The organism is Amycolatopsis sp. MJM2582 (assembly GCF_000754115.1).
Taxonomy (GTDB): domain Bacteria; phylum Actinomycetota; class Actinomycetes; order Mycobacteriales; family Pseudonocardiaceae; genus Amycolatopsis; species Amycolatopsis japonica.
Window position 1 is genome coordinate 642,001 of the sequence record NZ_JPLW01000005.1, and the last position, 13,350, is coordinate 655,350.

General features: G+C 70.3%; 14 protein-coding genes. 5 read left to right on the forward strand and 9 right to left on the reverse strand.

The window, feature by feature from the left end:
- Positions 1–14: 14 nt before the first annotated feature.
- The gene (locus ED92_RS30830) at positions 15–1,637 is read right to left on the reverse strand and encodes a carbamoyltransferase C-terminal domain-containing protein (protein WP_037344349.1); all 1,623 of its coding nucleotides are present in this window, start codon (positions 1,635–1,637) and stop codon (positions 15–17) included.
- Positions 1,638–1,911: 274 nt separating this feature from the next.
- Positions 1,912–2,871: an NAD-dependent epimerase/dehydratase family protein gene (locus ED92_RS30835; protein ID WP_037344351.1), complete on the reverse strand. Its 960-nt coding sequence runs from the start codon at positions 2,869–2,871 to the stop codon at positions 1,912–1,914.
- 70 nt (positions 2,872–2,941) lie between these two features.
- On the opposite strand from ED92_RS30835, the gene ED92_RS30840 reads away from it, so the two are divergent.
- From ED92_RS30840 to ED92_RS30850, 3 genes are read left to right on the forward strand one after another with little or no spacing between them, the layout of a single operon-like run.
- On the forward strand, positions 2,942–3,829 hold the full coding sequence (locus ED92_RS30840; protein ID WP_037344352.1) for a polysaccharide pyruvyl transferase family protein: 888 nt from the start codon (positions 2,942–2,944) through the stop codon (positions 3,827–3,829).
- Complete coding sequence (locus ED92_RS30845; RefSeq protein ID WP_037344354.1) at positions 3,826–4,698, forward strand: glycosyltransferase family 2 protein; 873 nt, start codon at positions 3,826–3,828, stop codon at positions 4,696–4,698. The genes ED92_RS30840 and ED92_RS30845 overlap by 4 nt, the downstream gene beginning before the upstream one ends.
- The gene (locus ED92_RS30850; RefSeq protein ID WP_037344357.1) at positions 4,688–5,593 is read left to right on the forward strand and encodes a glycosyltransferase family 2 protein; all 906 of its coding nucleotides are present in this window, start codon (positions 4,688–4,690) and stop codon (positions 5,591–5,593) included. The genes ED92_RS30845 and ED92_RS30850 overlap by 11 nt, the downstream gene beginning before the upstream one ends.
- A gap of 19 nt (positions 5,594–5,612) precedes the next feature.
- Here the strand turns inward: ED92_RS30850 and ED92_RS30855 are convergent, their stop codons facing one another.
- The 4 genes from ED92_RS30855 to ED92_RS43055 all read right to left on the reverse strand — a co-directional run bounded on the left by ED92_RS30855 (position 5,613) and on the right by ED92_RS43055 (position 8,499).
- On the reverse strand, positions 5,613–6,830 hold the full coding sequence (locus ED92_RS30855; RefSeq protein ID WP_037344360.1) for a glycosyltransferase: 1,218 nt from the start codon (positions 6,828–6,830) through the stop codon (positions 5,613–5,615).
- A gap of 29 nt (positions 6,831–6,859) precedes the next feature.
- Positions 6,860–7,825 (reverse strand): glycosyltransferase, encoded by a 966-nt coding sequence (locus ED92_RS30860; RefSeq protein ID WP_037344361.1) that lies wholly within the window; start codon positions 7,823–7,825, stop codon positions 6,860–6,862.
- Positions 7,826–7,853: 28 nt separating this feature from the next.
- Positions 7,854–8,285: a DUF4383 domain-containing protein gene (locus ED92_RS30865; protein WP_037344364.1), complete on the reverse strand. Its 432-nt coding sequence runs from the start codon at positions 8,283–8,285 to the stop codon at positions 7,854–7,856.
- Positions 8,286–8,361: 76 nt separating this feature from the next.
- On the reverse strand, positions 8,362–8,499 hold the full coding sequence (locus ED92_RS43055; RefSeq protein WP_162836903.1) for a hypothetical protein: 138 nt from the start codon (positions 8,497–8,499) through the stop codon (positions 8,362–8,364).
- 323 nt (positions 8,500–8,822) lie between these two features.
- Between ED92_RS43055 and ED92_RS30870 the strand changes: the two genes are divergently transcribed.
- Together ED92_RS30870 and ED92_RS30875 are read left to right on the forward strand one after the other, a co-directional pair.
- Positions 8,823–9,515 (forward strand): methyltransferase, encoded by a 693-nt coding sequence (locus tag ED92_RS30870; protein WP_037344367.1) that lies wholly within the window; start codon positions 8,823–8,825, stop codon positions 9,513–9,515.
- Positions 9,499–9,714, forward strand: a complete 216-nt coding sequence (locus ED92_RS30875) for a CDGSH iron-sulfur domain-containing protein (protein ID WP_037344370.1) — start codon at positions 9,499–9,501, stop codon at positions 9,712–9,714. Before ED92_RS30870 ends, ED92_RS30875 begins: the two co-directional genes overlap by 17 nt.
- Here the strand turns inward: ED92_RS30875 and ED92_RS30880 are convergent.
- Genes ED92_RS30880 through ED92_RS30890 form a run of 3 tightly spaced genes read right to left on the reverse strand, consistent with a single transcriptional unit; the run spans position 9,682 to position 13,322 of the window.
- Positions 9,682–10,692, reverse strand: coding sequence for an iron-containing redox enzyme family protein (locus tag ED92_RS30880; protein ID WP_037344371.1), 1,011 nt, complete (start codon positions 10,690–10,692; stop codon positions 9,682–9,684). The two genes, ED92_RS30875 and ED92_RS30880, sit on opposite strands and share 33 nt — an antisense overlap.
- Positions 10,693–10,710: 18 nt before the next feature.
- Positions 10,711–11,808, reverse strand: a complete 1,098-nt coding sequence (locus tag ED92_RS30885; RefSeq protein WP_037344374.1) for a glutamate--cysteine ligase — start codon at positions 11,806–11,808, stop codon at positions 10,711–10,713.
- A complete protein-coding gene (locus ED92_RS30890; RefSeq protein ID WP_037344376.1) occupies positions 11,808–13,322 on the reverse strand; it encodes an FAD-dependent oxidoreductase in 1,515 nt (504 codons plus the stop codon). Before ED92_RS30890 ends, ED92_RS30885 begins: the two co-directional genes overlap by 1 nt.
- Positions 13,323–13,350 lie beyond the last annotated feature (28 nt).

Genomic DNA, 13,350 nt, shown 5'->3' on the forward strand with positions numbered 1-13,350 from the left:
CACTCCTCCAAAGGTCAGGGACGGCGGACCACGAACGGTCCGAGGGCGAGCAGGTCGATGGGGGCCGAACCGAAGCACTCCAAGGCGTCCCTGGGGGAATCGACCATCGGCCTGCCCGCGGTGTTGAGACTGGTGTTGACCACGGCGGGGACGCCGGTGCGGCGTTCGAACGCGCCGAGCATCCGGGCCACGAGCGGCTCGTCGTCCGCGTCGACCGTCTGCACCCGGGCCGTACCGTCGACATGGGTGACGGCCGGGATCTTGTCCCTCCATTGTGGAGCGACGTCGTGGACGAAAAGCATGTAGGGACTGGGAAGCGGGCCGCGGGAGAAGATCTCGCCCGCGCGTTCGGCTAGCACCATCGGGGCGACCGGGCGGAACTGTTCGCGGCCCTTGACGTCGTTCAGCCGTTCCAGATTGGTCTCGTGCCCGGGATGCGCGAGCAGCGACCGATGGCCGAGCGCGCGCGGGCCGAATTCGGACCGGCCCTGGAACCAGGCCACGATCCGGTTTTCGGCCAGTGCTTCGGCGACGGCCTCGGCGACGTCGTCCGGTCGCTCGTAGCGCACGTTCGCGGTCTTGAGCGCGTTCTCCAGCTGGTCGTCGGTCCAGCCGCGGCCGAGATCCGCGCCGGTCATCGGGCCGCCGCGGTCGCCGAATTCCGCGGCGAGCTCCAAAGCCGCGCCGAGCGCGGTGCCGGCGTCACCGGCGGCGGGCTGGACCCAGATCCGGTCGAACGGTCCCTCGGCGTGGAGCCGGGTGTTGGCGACGCAGTTGAGCGCGATCCCGCCCGCCAGCGCGAGGTCGCCGTGCCCGGTGTGCTCGTGGAGCTTGGTCGTCAGGTCGAGAAGGACGTCCTCCAGGCACCGCTGCACGCTCGCGGTCAGGTCGGCGTGGACCTGCCCCGGTTCCTGGCCGGGCTCGACGGCGGGAGCGAACGACGCCCAGTCGATCTCGTCGGTGCGGAACCCCATCCCGTTGGTGTGCACGCTTTCCGCGATCCGGTCGAGGAAGCGGGGCTTGCCGTAGGAGGCGAGGGCCATCACCTTGTACTCGTCACTGGACCGGGCGAAACCGAGGTGCTCGGTCAGGTCCTCGTACATCAGCCCGAGGGAGTGGGGGAGGCGCTGCTCGGCGAGCTCCTCGAACTTGCCGTCGCGGTACTCGCCCGCGAGATAGGACGTGCTCTCCCCACGACCGTCGGCGACCAGCACCGCGCAGTCGTCGAACGGCGCGGCGAGCGCGGCCGAGGCGGCGTGCGCGACGTGGTGCCGGACGAAGCGGACGGTCGCGGGATCCAGCCCCGGCAAGGCCGCCTTGAGGAACGCGGGAGCCCGGCGGGCGAAGTCGGTGCGGAGACATTCGTTCTTCCCGTCGTGCCCCGCCATGCCCGGCTCCACGAGCGCCGGATCGTAGGAATAGCCGACGGCGTCGAGATCCTGAGCGGAGATCCCGGCCTCGGCCAGGCACCACGCGGCGGCCTCGACGGGCTGTTCCCAAGCGGAGAACGGCACCGGTCGTTTGCCGTGTTTGCGACGGCTGAACCGTTCTTCCTCCGCCGCCGCCACGATTTCGCCATCGACGACCAGGGCCGCGGCCGGGTCGTGGAAGACGGCGTTGACACCGAGTATGCGCACCGGGCCACCTCTCCGGTCGGGGCCGCGGGCCGTGACCCGCGCTTACTCCTGTAGCGCTACCCGGTGCGTTCGTGGATAAACGATGCGGCGCAAAAGCCCAGGACGTCGCTACTGAGCGAAGCGTCTCTAGGGGGAAATGGGGGAGACGGCGCGTGTGATCAGATGGACGACACGCGTGACTGGACGGACGACACGCGCCTGATCCGGAACCGGCCCCGAGTCGTCCGCCTGGACACGTGTGTCGTCCGTTTGATCACGCGTGTCGGCCATCCAGTCACGCGCCGACGGCCGGGTACGGGCCAGATCCCTGCCGCGTGAACCACGCGACGGTGCGCGGAAGTCCTTCCGCCAGTGCGATCTCCGGCTCCCAGCCGAGTTCGCTGCGGGCGCGGGAGATGTCCGGGCACCGGCGGGCCGGATCGTCGACGGCGGCGTCGACGTATTCGATCCGGGACGCGCTGCCGGTGACGGCCAGGATCTCCTCCGCGATCCGCAGCACGGTGAGTTCGTGCGGGTTGCCGAGGTTCACCGGGCCGGGCACGTCGGAAGCGGCCAGCGCGATCAGGCCGCGGACGGTGTCGTCGACGTAGCAGAGGGACCGGGTCTGGCCGCCGGTGCCGGTCACGGTGAGCGGCGCGCCCGCGAGCGCCTGCCCGATGAACGTCGGGATCATGCGGCCGTCGTCGGGACGCATACGAGGACCGTAGGTGTTGAAGATCCGCGCTATACCGGTGTTCACGTCCCGCTCCCGGCGCATGGCCGAAGTGAGCGCCTCGGCGTACCGCTTGGCTTCGTCGTAGACGCTGCGCGGGCCGATCGGGTTCACGTGCCCCCAGTACTCCTCGCGCTGCGGATGCTCCCGCGGATCGCCGTAGACCTCGCTCGTCGACGCGAGGACGAACCGGGCGCCGTCGCGTTCGGCGATGTCCAGCGCCCGTTCGGTGCCGTACGAGCCCGCGCGCAGCGTCTCCAGCGGAAGGCGGAGGTAGTCCCGCGGCGAGGCGGCGGACGCCAGGTGGAAGACGACGTCGAACGGGCCCGGCGCGGTCATCGGCCCGGTGACGTCCCGGGAGAGGAGCCGGAACCCCGGACGGTCGAGCAGATGCGCCACGTTGACCGTGGCGGCGGTCGCGAAGTTGTCGGCCGCGACCACCTCCGTTCCCGCCTCCAGCAAACGTTCGCACAGATGCGAACCGACGAATCCCGCGCCCCCGGTCACCAGCGCTCTGTCCATGGCGAGGGGCTACCCGGTGCGGGCCCGGAAAAAACCGTGTGAACGCGGACAAGCCGGGTAAGTCTCGGGTATGCGTGCATTGGTTATCGGCTGGGCCAGCTTCCGCCACGGCGAGGCCACCGCGGGAGACGTGCTCAGCATGCGCAGGGTCGACGAGGCGTTGTCCACCATGGGGATGGAACACGATCTGGCATGGAGTCCGGTCTACCGGCCCGGGGAGGTCAACTACGAAGAGGTGGATCCGGCCCGGTACAGCCACGTGGTCTTCGTCTGCGGGCCGGCGCACGGATGGCAGATCCGGGAGGTGCACCGGCGCTTCGCCCATTGCCATCGGATCGCGGTCGGGGTGTCGGTGATCGACCCGGAGGACGACACGGTCACCGGGTTCGACCAGGTTTTCCCACGGGATCAGGAGAAGGTCGGCGCGCCGGATCTCTCCCTCGGCGTGCCGACCGACCAGGTGTTGGTGACCGGCGTGATCCTGGCACCGCCGCAACGGGAGTACGGCGATTCCGGTCGCCACGCGGAGGTGCACGCGTCGGTGCGCGAGTGGATCGCCGGGGTGGATTGCGCCCGGGTGCCGCTCGACACGCGGCTGGCGTCGTCGGATTGGGAACGCTGCGAGACACCGGATCAGTTCACCTCGATCCTGTCGCATCTGGACGTCGTGGTCACGACGCGGCTGCACGGCCTGGTGCTGAGCCTCCAGGCCGGGGTGCCGGCGCTGGCCATCGACCCGGTCGCGGGTGGCGGCAAGGTCAGCGCCCAAGCCGACGCGCTCGGCTGGCCCGCGCTCGTCCCGGCCGAAGAAGCGGGGGATCGGGATGTACTCGACTCCTGGTGGCGCTGGTGTTCTTCGGTGCAGGGCCGGGCGGTGGCCGCGCTCCGCGCACTGCCCGCCGACAACGGGCTCATGCGGGACATGGTGAAGGCCCTCAAGACCAGGCCGGTCCGATGAACGCCGCTTCGACGACGGTGGTGATCGCCACCCGCGATCGAGCACCGGAACTGGAACGGACGTTGCGCGAGCTGACCGCGTTGCGGCCGGCTCCGCCGATCGTGGTGGTGGACAACGGTTCGTCCGACGGCACGGCGGTCAGGGCCGCGGCTTTCCACGGGGTACGGGTAATCCGGTTGCCGCGCAACATCGGTGTGGCGGCGCGGAATCTCGGGGTCGCGGTGGCTCGGACGCCGTATGTCGCCTTCAGCGACGACGATTCCTGGTGGGCCGAAGGCGCGCTCGCCGAAGCGGAACGGATTCTCGACACCCACGACGACATCGGCTTGGTGGCTGCGAAAACCCTGGTGGGCGAGGAAGAACGGGAGGATCCGGTCGTCTCGATGATGGCCGCGAGCCCGCTCGGCAGGCCCGAGGGGCTTCCCGGACCGGCCGTGCTCGGCTTCCTCGCCTGTTCCGCGATCGTGCGGCGGACCGCGTATCTCCAGGCCGCCGGCTTTCATCCACTGCTGCATTTCGGCGCCGAGGAGCGTTTGCTGTCCTACGACCTGGCGGCGCGCGGCTGGTGGCTCTGCTACGCGGAGGCGGTACGCGCGCATCATCATCCGTCTTCGGTGCGGCCGTCGTCGTCCTGGCGGGAGCGTGCCGAACTCCGCAACCGCATGCTGATCACGGTGATGAGGCGGCCACTGCGCCGATGCCTCGCCGAGGCCTTCCGGACGCTGGCCAGGGCGCCGAGGGAGCCACGCGTACTCGGCGCGCTCGCCGGGGTGGTGCGACGCCTGCCGTGGGCGCTCGCCGACCGACAACGGCTGCCCGCTTCGGTGGAACGCCGGATCCGGGTACTGGAACACGCCCATGGAGGATGAAGTGGAGGACCGGATCACGGTCGTGGTGATCACGCACAACCGTCGGGCGCAGTTGCTGGAGACGCTCGCCTCGATGACCGCGCTCCCCGACGCGGCGCCGATCGTGCTGGTGGACAACGCTTCCACCGACGGCACCGCGGACGCCGTCGAAGAACGGTTCCCCTCCATCCGGCTGATCCGCGCGCCGCGGAATCTCGGCGCCGTCGCGCGCAATCTCGCCGTCCGCGAAGTGGAGACGCCGTATGTCGCCTTCTGCGACGACGACACCCGATGGCAGCCCGGGTCCCTGCGCCGCGCCGCCGACCGGCTGGACGCGTTCCCCGGGCTGGGCGTGGTGACCGGCCGGTGCCTGGTGGAGCCGTCCCTGACCGAAGACCCGATCACCCCGGAACTGCGCCATTCGCCGGTCCCCGGACCGGAATGGCTGCCCGGCCCCGCTCTGCTGGGCGTCATGGCGGGGCTTTCGGCCGTCCGAGTCCGCGCGTTCCACGACGTCGGCGGGTTCTCCGACCGGATGTGGCTCGGGGGAGAGGAAGAGCTGTTCGCCCTCGACCTCGCGAGCAAGGGCTGGTGGATGTGCTGGGACGAGGAGATGGTGATCCATCACGCTCCCTCGCCCGTCCGCGACCCGCGACGCCGTCGTCAGCTCGGCATCCGCAACACGCTGTGGACGTTGTGGCTGCGGCGGCCGCTCGGCAGTGTCCTGCGCCGGATGGTCGCGGTGCTGCGTTCGGCGCCCCTCGATCGGGCGACGTTCGCGGCGGTGGCGGAAGCGGTACGGGGGATTCCGTGGGTGGTGCGGGAACGGGCGGTCGTCCCGGCGGCGGTCGAGCGGGGACTGGTCCTGCTGGAGGAATCGCAGCGGAACTCGGTCGCGCGCCGGTACGTCGGGTGACGCCCGGCGCCGCCGGACCTCAGGAAGGTGAAGCGGCCGCCGCCACTTCCGTCTCCCCGGTCAGAACACGCCCGTAAGCGCGCAAGCAATCCGAAGCGACCCTGTCCCAGGAGTACCGCGCCCGCACCCGATCCGCTCCGGCGAGTCCGAACGACTCGCACAACGAAGCGTCACCGAGAAGGCGTCGCAGCGCAGCCGCCAGCTCCCCGGGGTTGCGCGGAGGGACCAGCATCCCGGTGACCCCGTCGACGACCGTGTCGGTCAGCCCGCCGACGGCGGTCGCCACGACCGGGACACCACAGGCCATCGCCTCCAGCGGCACGATGCCGAACGGTTCGTACCAAGGCGTGCAGACCACCGCGTCGGCTGAGCGCAGGAGGGCGGGCATTTGTTCGCGCGACACGAGCCCGGGCAGATGTACGCGGTCGCCGACGCCGGCCCGTTCGGCGATCGCCCGCAACCGCCGAACCTCCGGTGCCTTGTCGAGCGGTCCCCCGTCCGGGCCGCCCACGATGACCAGTTCCGTGTCCGGGAGCGACGGCAGCGCGGCGATGGCGAGGTCGAAACCCTTGCGCGGGACCAGCCTGCCGACGCTGACGATCCGGCGCCGGGCCGTCCGGTCGGCCACGCCACCATCCGGGGTGAACGTCGTCAGGTCGACTCCACACGGGACGACCGAAGCACGCGAACGCGGCAACCCCATCCGCACGAGTTCGAAGACCTCGTCCGAACAGGTCGCGATCACGCGGTCGGCCTGTTTGGCGATCATCCGCTCGAGCCGGATCCGGTCGTGCGGGCTCGTGTCGTTCTTGCCCTGATAGCGGCGTTTCACCACGCCCAGCGCGTGAAAGGTCTGTGCCACCGGGATTCCGAGATCCTTCGCCGCGAGAATCGAAGCCAGGCCGGACATCCAGAAGTGCGCGTGGACGACGTCGGGCCGGTCCTTGGCCCAGCGGGACCGCAGCACCCGGCCGAACTCGCCCATATGCGGCAGCAGCTCGTCCTTCGGCAGCTTTTTGGCCGGCCCCGCCGGAACGTGGACGACGCGGTAACCGTCCGGCGTCTCGACGGTCGCGGCGACACGGCGGTTGTCGCGGCGCGTGTAGACGGTGACGTCGTGTCCCTGCCTGCTCAGCGCGGCGGAAAGGGCCGCGACGTGGACGTTCTGACCCCCGGCATCGGCTCCGCCCATGGCGGCGAGCGGGCTCGCGTGCTCGGAAACCATCGCGATCCTCATCGGGCTCCTTCCCTCCGCCTGCGGCGGAATCAAGCGGTCACTTCGGCCAGCAGGGCGTTCCAGCGGCTGAGGAACGCGTCGAGCCCGTAGTGGCTCAACGCGAACTCGCGTGCGGTTTTCCCCGCCAGCACGGCGAAATCGGGTTCGTGGATGAGCTCGCGGTATGCCCTCGCCAACGCCTCGACGTCCGTCGAGACGGCGCCGGCGTCCGGCGGGACCGCGAGTACCGCTTCGGTGGTCGCGAGTGCCACGACCGGCATGCCCAGATGCATCGCTTCGAGCAGCGAAAGGCCCAGCGACGTCCACCTCGCGGTGTGGAGGTAGACGCGCCGCCGGGCCACCTCGGCGTGCAGCTCCCGGCTCCGCAGATCGCCGCCGGGATGGACCGCGGGGTGCCGGCCGTGGAGTTCTTCCGCGCCGATCCCGTACACGTCGACCGGCGCGATCTCCGCGAACGCGGGGAGCAGATCGGTTCCGGTGATCCGGCCCCGCCGCGCGGGTTCGTTGATCAGGGCCGCGCCGTGGGGCAGTTCGCCGGTGTACCGCTCACCGGGATCGGGGATCCCGTGCGGCACGACCACCGTGGGCGCGAGGCCGGAGTCCCACATCAGTTCGTTGAAATGGGTCACGTGGACCAGCGGGATGTCGTCGCGTTCGGCCAGCGGATGCCGCGTGGTGGCGGCGTGCTCCCGGGGCGTGTTGTGCTCGACGTAGACGGCGGGCACTTCCTTGCCGGGACGGCGGCGCAGCCACCGCGCGGCCAGGTGGATCTCCTCCGGCCGCTGGAGGATCACGACGTCGACGTCGAGATCCTTCAGGTCGTCGACCGGAACCTCCCGGGCGGAGGGCCAGTCACGGCCGCTGAGTCCGCGACCCCACGGTCCGCCCTCTTCGAGGAGCGGCAGGAAACAGTGGTGGCCACCGCGGACGAAGGCCTCGGTCCAGGAACCGTGGACGTGCCACAGGAGAATCCGGAGCGGGGGCGTTTTCGTCATACCCGCCAAGTTGCCCGTTGTGGACGGACTAAACGTTTTCCCTTGTCTTACTTTGCTTCCGCTGGGAACTGCGAATGGACGCGACGCCCACCACGAGTGCCACGAGGGCGGTCAGCCCGTGCAGGACGTTGTCGGCCCAGCTGAGATTGACGGCGTCACCGGCGGAATCGGTCCCCGCCGAGAGCACACCGAAGGCGGTCAAACCCGTGAACGCGACGAAAACCAGCCAGCTGTAGGCCGGGATCGCGGACGGTTTGACCACGGCGACCAGGCCGAGGACGCCGATCACGGTGCGGATGACGTCGAGCATGCCTGTCGCGCTGAAGATCCACAGCGTGTTTTCGCCGACCTCGTTCGCCTCGGGAAGGAAGAAGAAGCCGAGCACTCCCAGGACGAGGTGGACCAGCGCGATGACCAGCACCACCGGTCGCAGAAGGAAGCCCGTCGTACGTAGGTTCATCGGAAAGCCTCCGTTTCGCCGCGAGCCGACCGGGTACCCCGTGGTGCGGCCGTGAAAACGCGTTCGGCGGCGCGCCTCATTCGCCGGACTGCGGGTCTGTGTCGTCGTGCGGGTCTCCGGACGACGTGCCCTGCTCGCCGCGGGTCTCTTCGCGGTCTTCCTGGTCCAATTTCTCGCTGTCGGTGGAATCGCCTTTGGCGGGTCCGGTGTCCATGAGGGTCTCCTTCGTTCGGTTTCCTCGCGGTTACCCGCTTTCTCGCGTTCTAGTGATCGGTAAAGGCGTGACTCGCGTGATCAGGCACGTAACTCGCGTGACTGGAGGCTCCACTCGGTGTTCCGCCGCTGATCACGTGAGTTACGGCTTCGATCACGCGAGTGCGGTACAAGGGAACGGACCTGAGGCGTCGGTCCAGTGGGTCGTGAGTGGCGTTTCGGGTTAGAACCCGAAACGCCACTCACGACCAAGGCGACCACTGTGGACGTTTCGCGCCGTACGACCGGGGTAGCCGTGGGCAACTACGGCGAACCGGAGGGGACATGACCGCGATCTCCCAGGCAGCAACGATTCCACTCGCCCCGGCGCGGCCATGGCTGCTGCGGCCGCCGGGGGTCTATCGCCCGCAACACGACACGTGGCTGCTGGCGAGCGCGTTGAGCGCGTCGGGGATGCCCCGTGAAGCGAAAGTCCTCGACCTCTGCACCGGCACCGGCGCCCTCGCGCTGACGGCCGCGGCGCACGGCGCGAGATCGGTGACCGCCGTGGACATCTCCCGGCGGGCGCTGGCCGCGGTATGGGTCAACGCGCGGCTGCGCCGCCTCCCGGTCCGGCCGCTTCGGGGCGGCTTGGCCGAGGCAGCGAGCGGTGGCCCGTTCGACGTCGTGCTGGCGAACCCGCCGTACGTTCCCTCGCCGATACCCGCCACCGGCGCCGCGCGGGCGTGGGACGCGGGGCCGGACGGCCGGATCGTGCTCGACCAGGTCTGTGCCCAGGCGGCCGAATTGGTGGCACCGGGCGGCTACCTGATGATGGTCCATTCCGCGGTCTCCGGCCCCGACACGTCGTCGACGCAGTTGCGGGCGGCGGGGTTGACACCGTCGGTGGTCGCCACCCGGTCGATCCCCTTCGGACCGGTCATGCGGGCACGGGCGGCCTTCCTCGAGGCGGCGGGCCTGATCGAGGCCGAGCAAAGTCACGAGGACCTGGTGGTGATCCGTGCCGACCGGCCGTAGGACCAGGGTCCGGATCGAACCCGGCGGGCCCCTCCTGGTGGAGGGGCCGGTCGAGATCGTCACGGACGACGGCGGGACGGTGACCTCGGATCGCTTCGTGGTCGCCCTCTGCGCGTGCCGCCGCAGCAAGCGGTACCCGTTCTGCGACACGAGCCACCGCCGCCGGTCACGGCAGGGGATGCAGCGGCCTGAGGAGTGAGGTCTCCCCGGCTGACCAAGCGCCGAGCAGGTGCTCGGTCAGCCGGGTTTCCAGCAGGTCGGTGGCCTGGATGCCCAGCGCGATGTCCGCCGCCAGTCCGGGTTCCCGGTCGAGCAGATCGCCGACGACGTCGTGCCGCAGCACCTGTTCGTGCACCGCGTCGGCCTCGATGTGCTCGGTGTAGAAGTAGCGGCATTCCGGTGCCGCGCCGAGACGTTCCAATGCCTGGTCCATGCGGCGGGCGGCGGGCGCGGTGGTGATCTCGGCGGCGGCGAAGTGGCCGACGAGCGCGCCACGCAGGCCCCGGTGCAGGCCGAACAGCGACATCATGTTCACCGTCGCCAGCGTGCAGGCGGGGACGTGATCGAGGTAAGCGAGGTAGCCGTCCGACAGGCCGGCGGCGGTCAGCAGATCCCCGAACAGCCGGGAATGCGCCTGATCGGTCCGCCCGCCGCCGAACTCGTCGAACTCCACGGCGACCAGCGCGGCCTTGGCCCTGCCCCGCAGGCGCGGGATCACCCACGCGTGGGGATCGGCCTCCTTCAGGTGGTAGATCGACCGCTGCGCGAAGTACTCCTCGACGTGCCACCATTCGCCCTCGTCACGCAGGAAATGGGAAACGCCGCCGCCGTCGACCGGTTCGACGAGCAACTCGTCCAGCAGCCCGCCGACGTCGTCCCCGCCGGGCACGGCGGCGCGGATACCGTCGAGGAACACGTGCTCCAGAACGGATCGGAAGGCGAGCAGCCGCGAGTCCCACTCCCACTCCGAGTCGACGCCGTCGAAGCCCTGATAGTGGAGTTCGTAGCAGACGTGCAGCGCCAGCTGGAGGTCTTCACCGAACGGGTCGGCGCCGGTCGCCACTTCGGGGTCGAAATCGTCTCGGCGTCCGCCCGCCAGGGTGTCCACCACGGCGGCGGAAAGCGGGCCGCGGATTTCAGGCAGCCTCGCGGCCACATCACGGTCGATCGTCGTCATGTCGCGCGAGTACCCGATCTAGGCGTGCGGAACCGTCTCTTCGGTCAGCATCCGCAACACCGCGATCTCTCCGTCGGCGGCGGCCCGGCGCTGCCGTTCGGCGCCGGTGCCCTCCCGTTCCAGACGGCCGAGCAGGATGCGGACGAGGTCCGCGTCACCCGTGTCCTCCAACGCCTGCCTCGTATGTGCCAGCAGCGCGGCGACCCGGTCGCCCACCGGGACCGGCTTTCCCGCCACCGGGTCGACGGCAGGCCCCGAAAGCCCGTGACGCGCGGCCGACCACACGGCCGCGGCGGCGATCTGCGGATCCAGCGGCGCGGCCTCCACCCCGTGGTCCAGGTCGGTGAGGGCGGTGCGCACCAGCGCGCGGGTCAGCAGGCCCTGCAGGACGGCTTCGTCCACGGTGGACGCGGTGTCGGCGGCGCGGACCTCGACCGTCGGCCACCGCGCCGACGGCCTCGCGAGCCAGAAAGTCTGGTTCTCGTCCACCAGGACCCCGCAGTCCACCAGCTTGCCGACCTGTTCCTCGTAAGCGGCGGCGTCGACGAAGTACGGGGCGATACCCGAGCCGGGGAACCGGCTCTGCTCCACCATTCGCCAGCTCTCGTAGCCGGTGTCGCGGCCACCTGCGAAGGGCGAGTTGCCCGACAACGCCAGCAGGGTGGGCAGCCATTCACCCAGATGGTTCACGACGGCGACCGCGGTCTCCCGGTCGGGCACGCTGACGTGCACGTGGCATCCGCAGGCCTCGTAGGCCTTGACCACACCGGCGTACAGCGCGTCGACCTTGCCGAACCGGTCGACGGCCTCGTGGTCGCGTTCGGGCGAGGGACGCGGGGGAGTGCCGGCGGCGATGATGGCGCAGTCCTCGCCCGCGGCCGCTTCGGCGAGCGTGCGGCGTCCCGCGGTCAGGTGCTCGTACAGCTCGTCGGCCGTGTCGCAGACGCCGGTGGCGGCCTCGATCTGGGTCGGCCGCAGTTCGCGGTGGACCGCCGCGCCGTCCGGCAGCGGACAGCAGACGCGATGCCGTTCGAGCACCGCCTCGGCCCGGGGGCAGCTCACCCCGGTCCTCGGATCGACCAGCAGGAACTCTTCTTCGATGCCGATCCCGGTCATCAGCGCTCCCGCTTCTTCGGTAGCGCGCGCACGGCCGGCCCTTGGATCACCGACCCGTCCAGCCCGAACCTCGAACCGTGGCACGGGCAGTCCCAGGTCTTCTCCGCGTTGTTGAACGCGACGAGGCAGCCGAGATGGGTGCAGTGGGCGCCGACGGCGTGCAGCTCGCCACCCGGATCGCGGTAGGCGGCGACGAGTTCGCCGCCGTCGCGGGTCACCTTCGCCTCGCCGGGCGCGAGTTCGTCGAGGGAAGCGGGTTTGCGCAACGCGCTGAGGTGGTCGCCCACCAGGAATTTCGCCACGGTCGCGTTGTTCTCGACGGTCGAGATCGCCGACCGGAGGTCGAAGCGGTTCGGGTCGTACAGGCCCGCCGACGGATTGTCACGTCCGGTCAGCAGATCCGCGAGCAGCAGCCCGGCCGCGGTACCGCCCGTCATACCCCACTGGCCGAAACCGGTGGCGACCCAGAGGTGACGGCTGGCCGGGTGGTAGCGGCCGACGTACGGCACAGAGTCCAAAGTGGACAGATCGTGCGCGGACCACCGGTGGGTGACCCGGTGCACGCCGGCGTGCTCGCGCGCCCACGTGGCCAGCCGTTCGTAGCGGCTCTCGACGTCGACGGAGTCGCCGACCCGGTAATGCTCGCCGCCCACGACCGCGTACGGCACACCGTCGTTGAGGTAGCTCCGGACGGAGTGGTGGGTGTCGGCGTCCAGATACATCCCCTCGGGTGGGTGATTCCCCGCGACGGGTCCGGCGACCACCAGATCGCGGACCGGATCGAGCCGGGCGAAGAACAGGCCGCGGTCGAACACGGGGTAGTGGGTCGTGACCACGACCTCGCCGGCGCGCACGTCACCCGAGCTCGTGCGCACCTTGGTCCCGCCGAGTTCGTCGAGACCTTCCGCGCGTACCCCTTCGACGATCGTCCCGCCCGCGCGTTCGATTTCGGCGGCCAGCGCGAGCAGCCAGCGGCGCGGGTGGAAATGCGCCTGCGACGCGAACTTGACCGCGCCGAGGGCGGGCACGTCGAGGTCGACTTCGGTGACGTAGGAGGCCGGAAGACCCGCCTCGGCGGCCGCTTCGGCCTCCCGTTCGAGGCTTTCGATGGTTTCGGGCCTGGTCGTGTAGACGAAGCTGTCGGAGCGGGTGAACCCGCAGTCGACGCCGAGTTCGGCCGTGGCCGCCGCGATCCAATCGAGGGCGGCCGCCTGCGTGTACGCGTACATCGCGGCGGCTTCGGCGCCCTTGGTCTTGGCCAGCGTGGCGTACTTGAGCCCGTGCTGGGTACTGATCTTGGCGGTGGTGTGGCCGGAGACCCCGGCGGCGACACGGCCGGCCTCCAGTACGAGAACCGAACGCCCCGCCCTCGCCAGCCGGTACGCCGTGGTGAGCCCGGCGATACCGCCGCCGAGGACGGCGACGTCGACCTGCGGCGGCAAGGGCGTGCCGGTGCGATCGGGAGCGGGAGCCGTGTCGAGCCACAATGAACGCGTTCCGGGCAACTCCGTCATGCGGGCCGGATTCCCTCGGGGCGGAGCG

Coding starts and splice junctions, on each gene's coding strand:
- ED92_RS30835 (WP_037344351.1), bottom strand. CDS start 2,871: ATGGACAGAGCGCTGGTGACCGGGGGCGCGGGATTCGTCGGTTCGCAT.
- ED92_RS30840 (WP_037344352.1), top strand. CDS start 2,942: ATGCGTGCATTGGTTATCGGCTGGGCCAGCTTCCGCCACGGCGAGGCC.
- ED92_RS30845 (WP_037344354.1), top strand. CDS start 3,826: ATGAACGCCGCTTCGACGACGGTGGTGATCGCCACCCGCGATCGAGCA.
- ED92_RS30850 (WP_037344357.1), top strand. CDS start 4,688: ATGGAGGATGAAGTGGAGGACCGGATCACGGTCGTGGTGATCACGCAC.
- ED92_RS30855 (WP_037344360.1), bottom strand. CDS start 6,830: ATGAGGATCGCGATGGTTTCCGAGCACGCGAGCCCGCTCGCCGCCATG.
- ED92_RS30860 (WP_037344361.1), bottom strand. CDS start 7,825: ATGACGAAAACGCCCCCGCTCCGGATTCTCCTGTGGCACGTCCACGGT.
- ED92_RS30865 (WP_037344364.1), bottom strand. CDS start 8,285: ATGAACCTACGTACGACGGGCTTCCTTCTGCGACCGGTGGTGCTGGTC.
- ED92_RS43055 (WP_162836903.1), bottom strand. CDS start 8,499: ATGGACACCGGACCCGCCAAAGGCGATTCCACCGACAGCGAGAAATTG.
- ED92_RS30870 (WP_037344367.1), top strand. CDS start 8,823: ATGACCGCGATCTCCCAGGCAGCAACGATTCCACTCGCCCCGGCGCGG.
- ED92_RS30880 (WP_037344371.1), bottom strand. CDS start 10,692: ATGACGACGATCGACCGTGATGTGGCCGCGAGGCTGCCTGAAATCCGC.
- ED92_RS30885 (WP_037344374.1), bottom strand. CDS start 11,808: ATGACCGGGATCGGCATCGAAGAAGAGTTCCTGCTGGTCGATCCGAGG.
- ED92_RS30890 (WP_037344376.1), bottom strand. CDS start 13,322: ATGACGGAGTTGCCCGGAACGCGTTCATTGTGGCTCGACACGGCTCCC.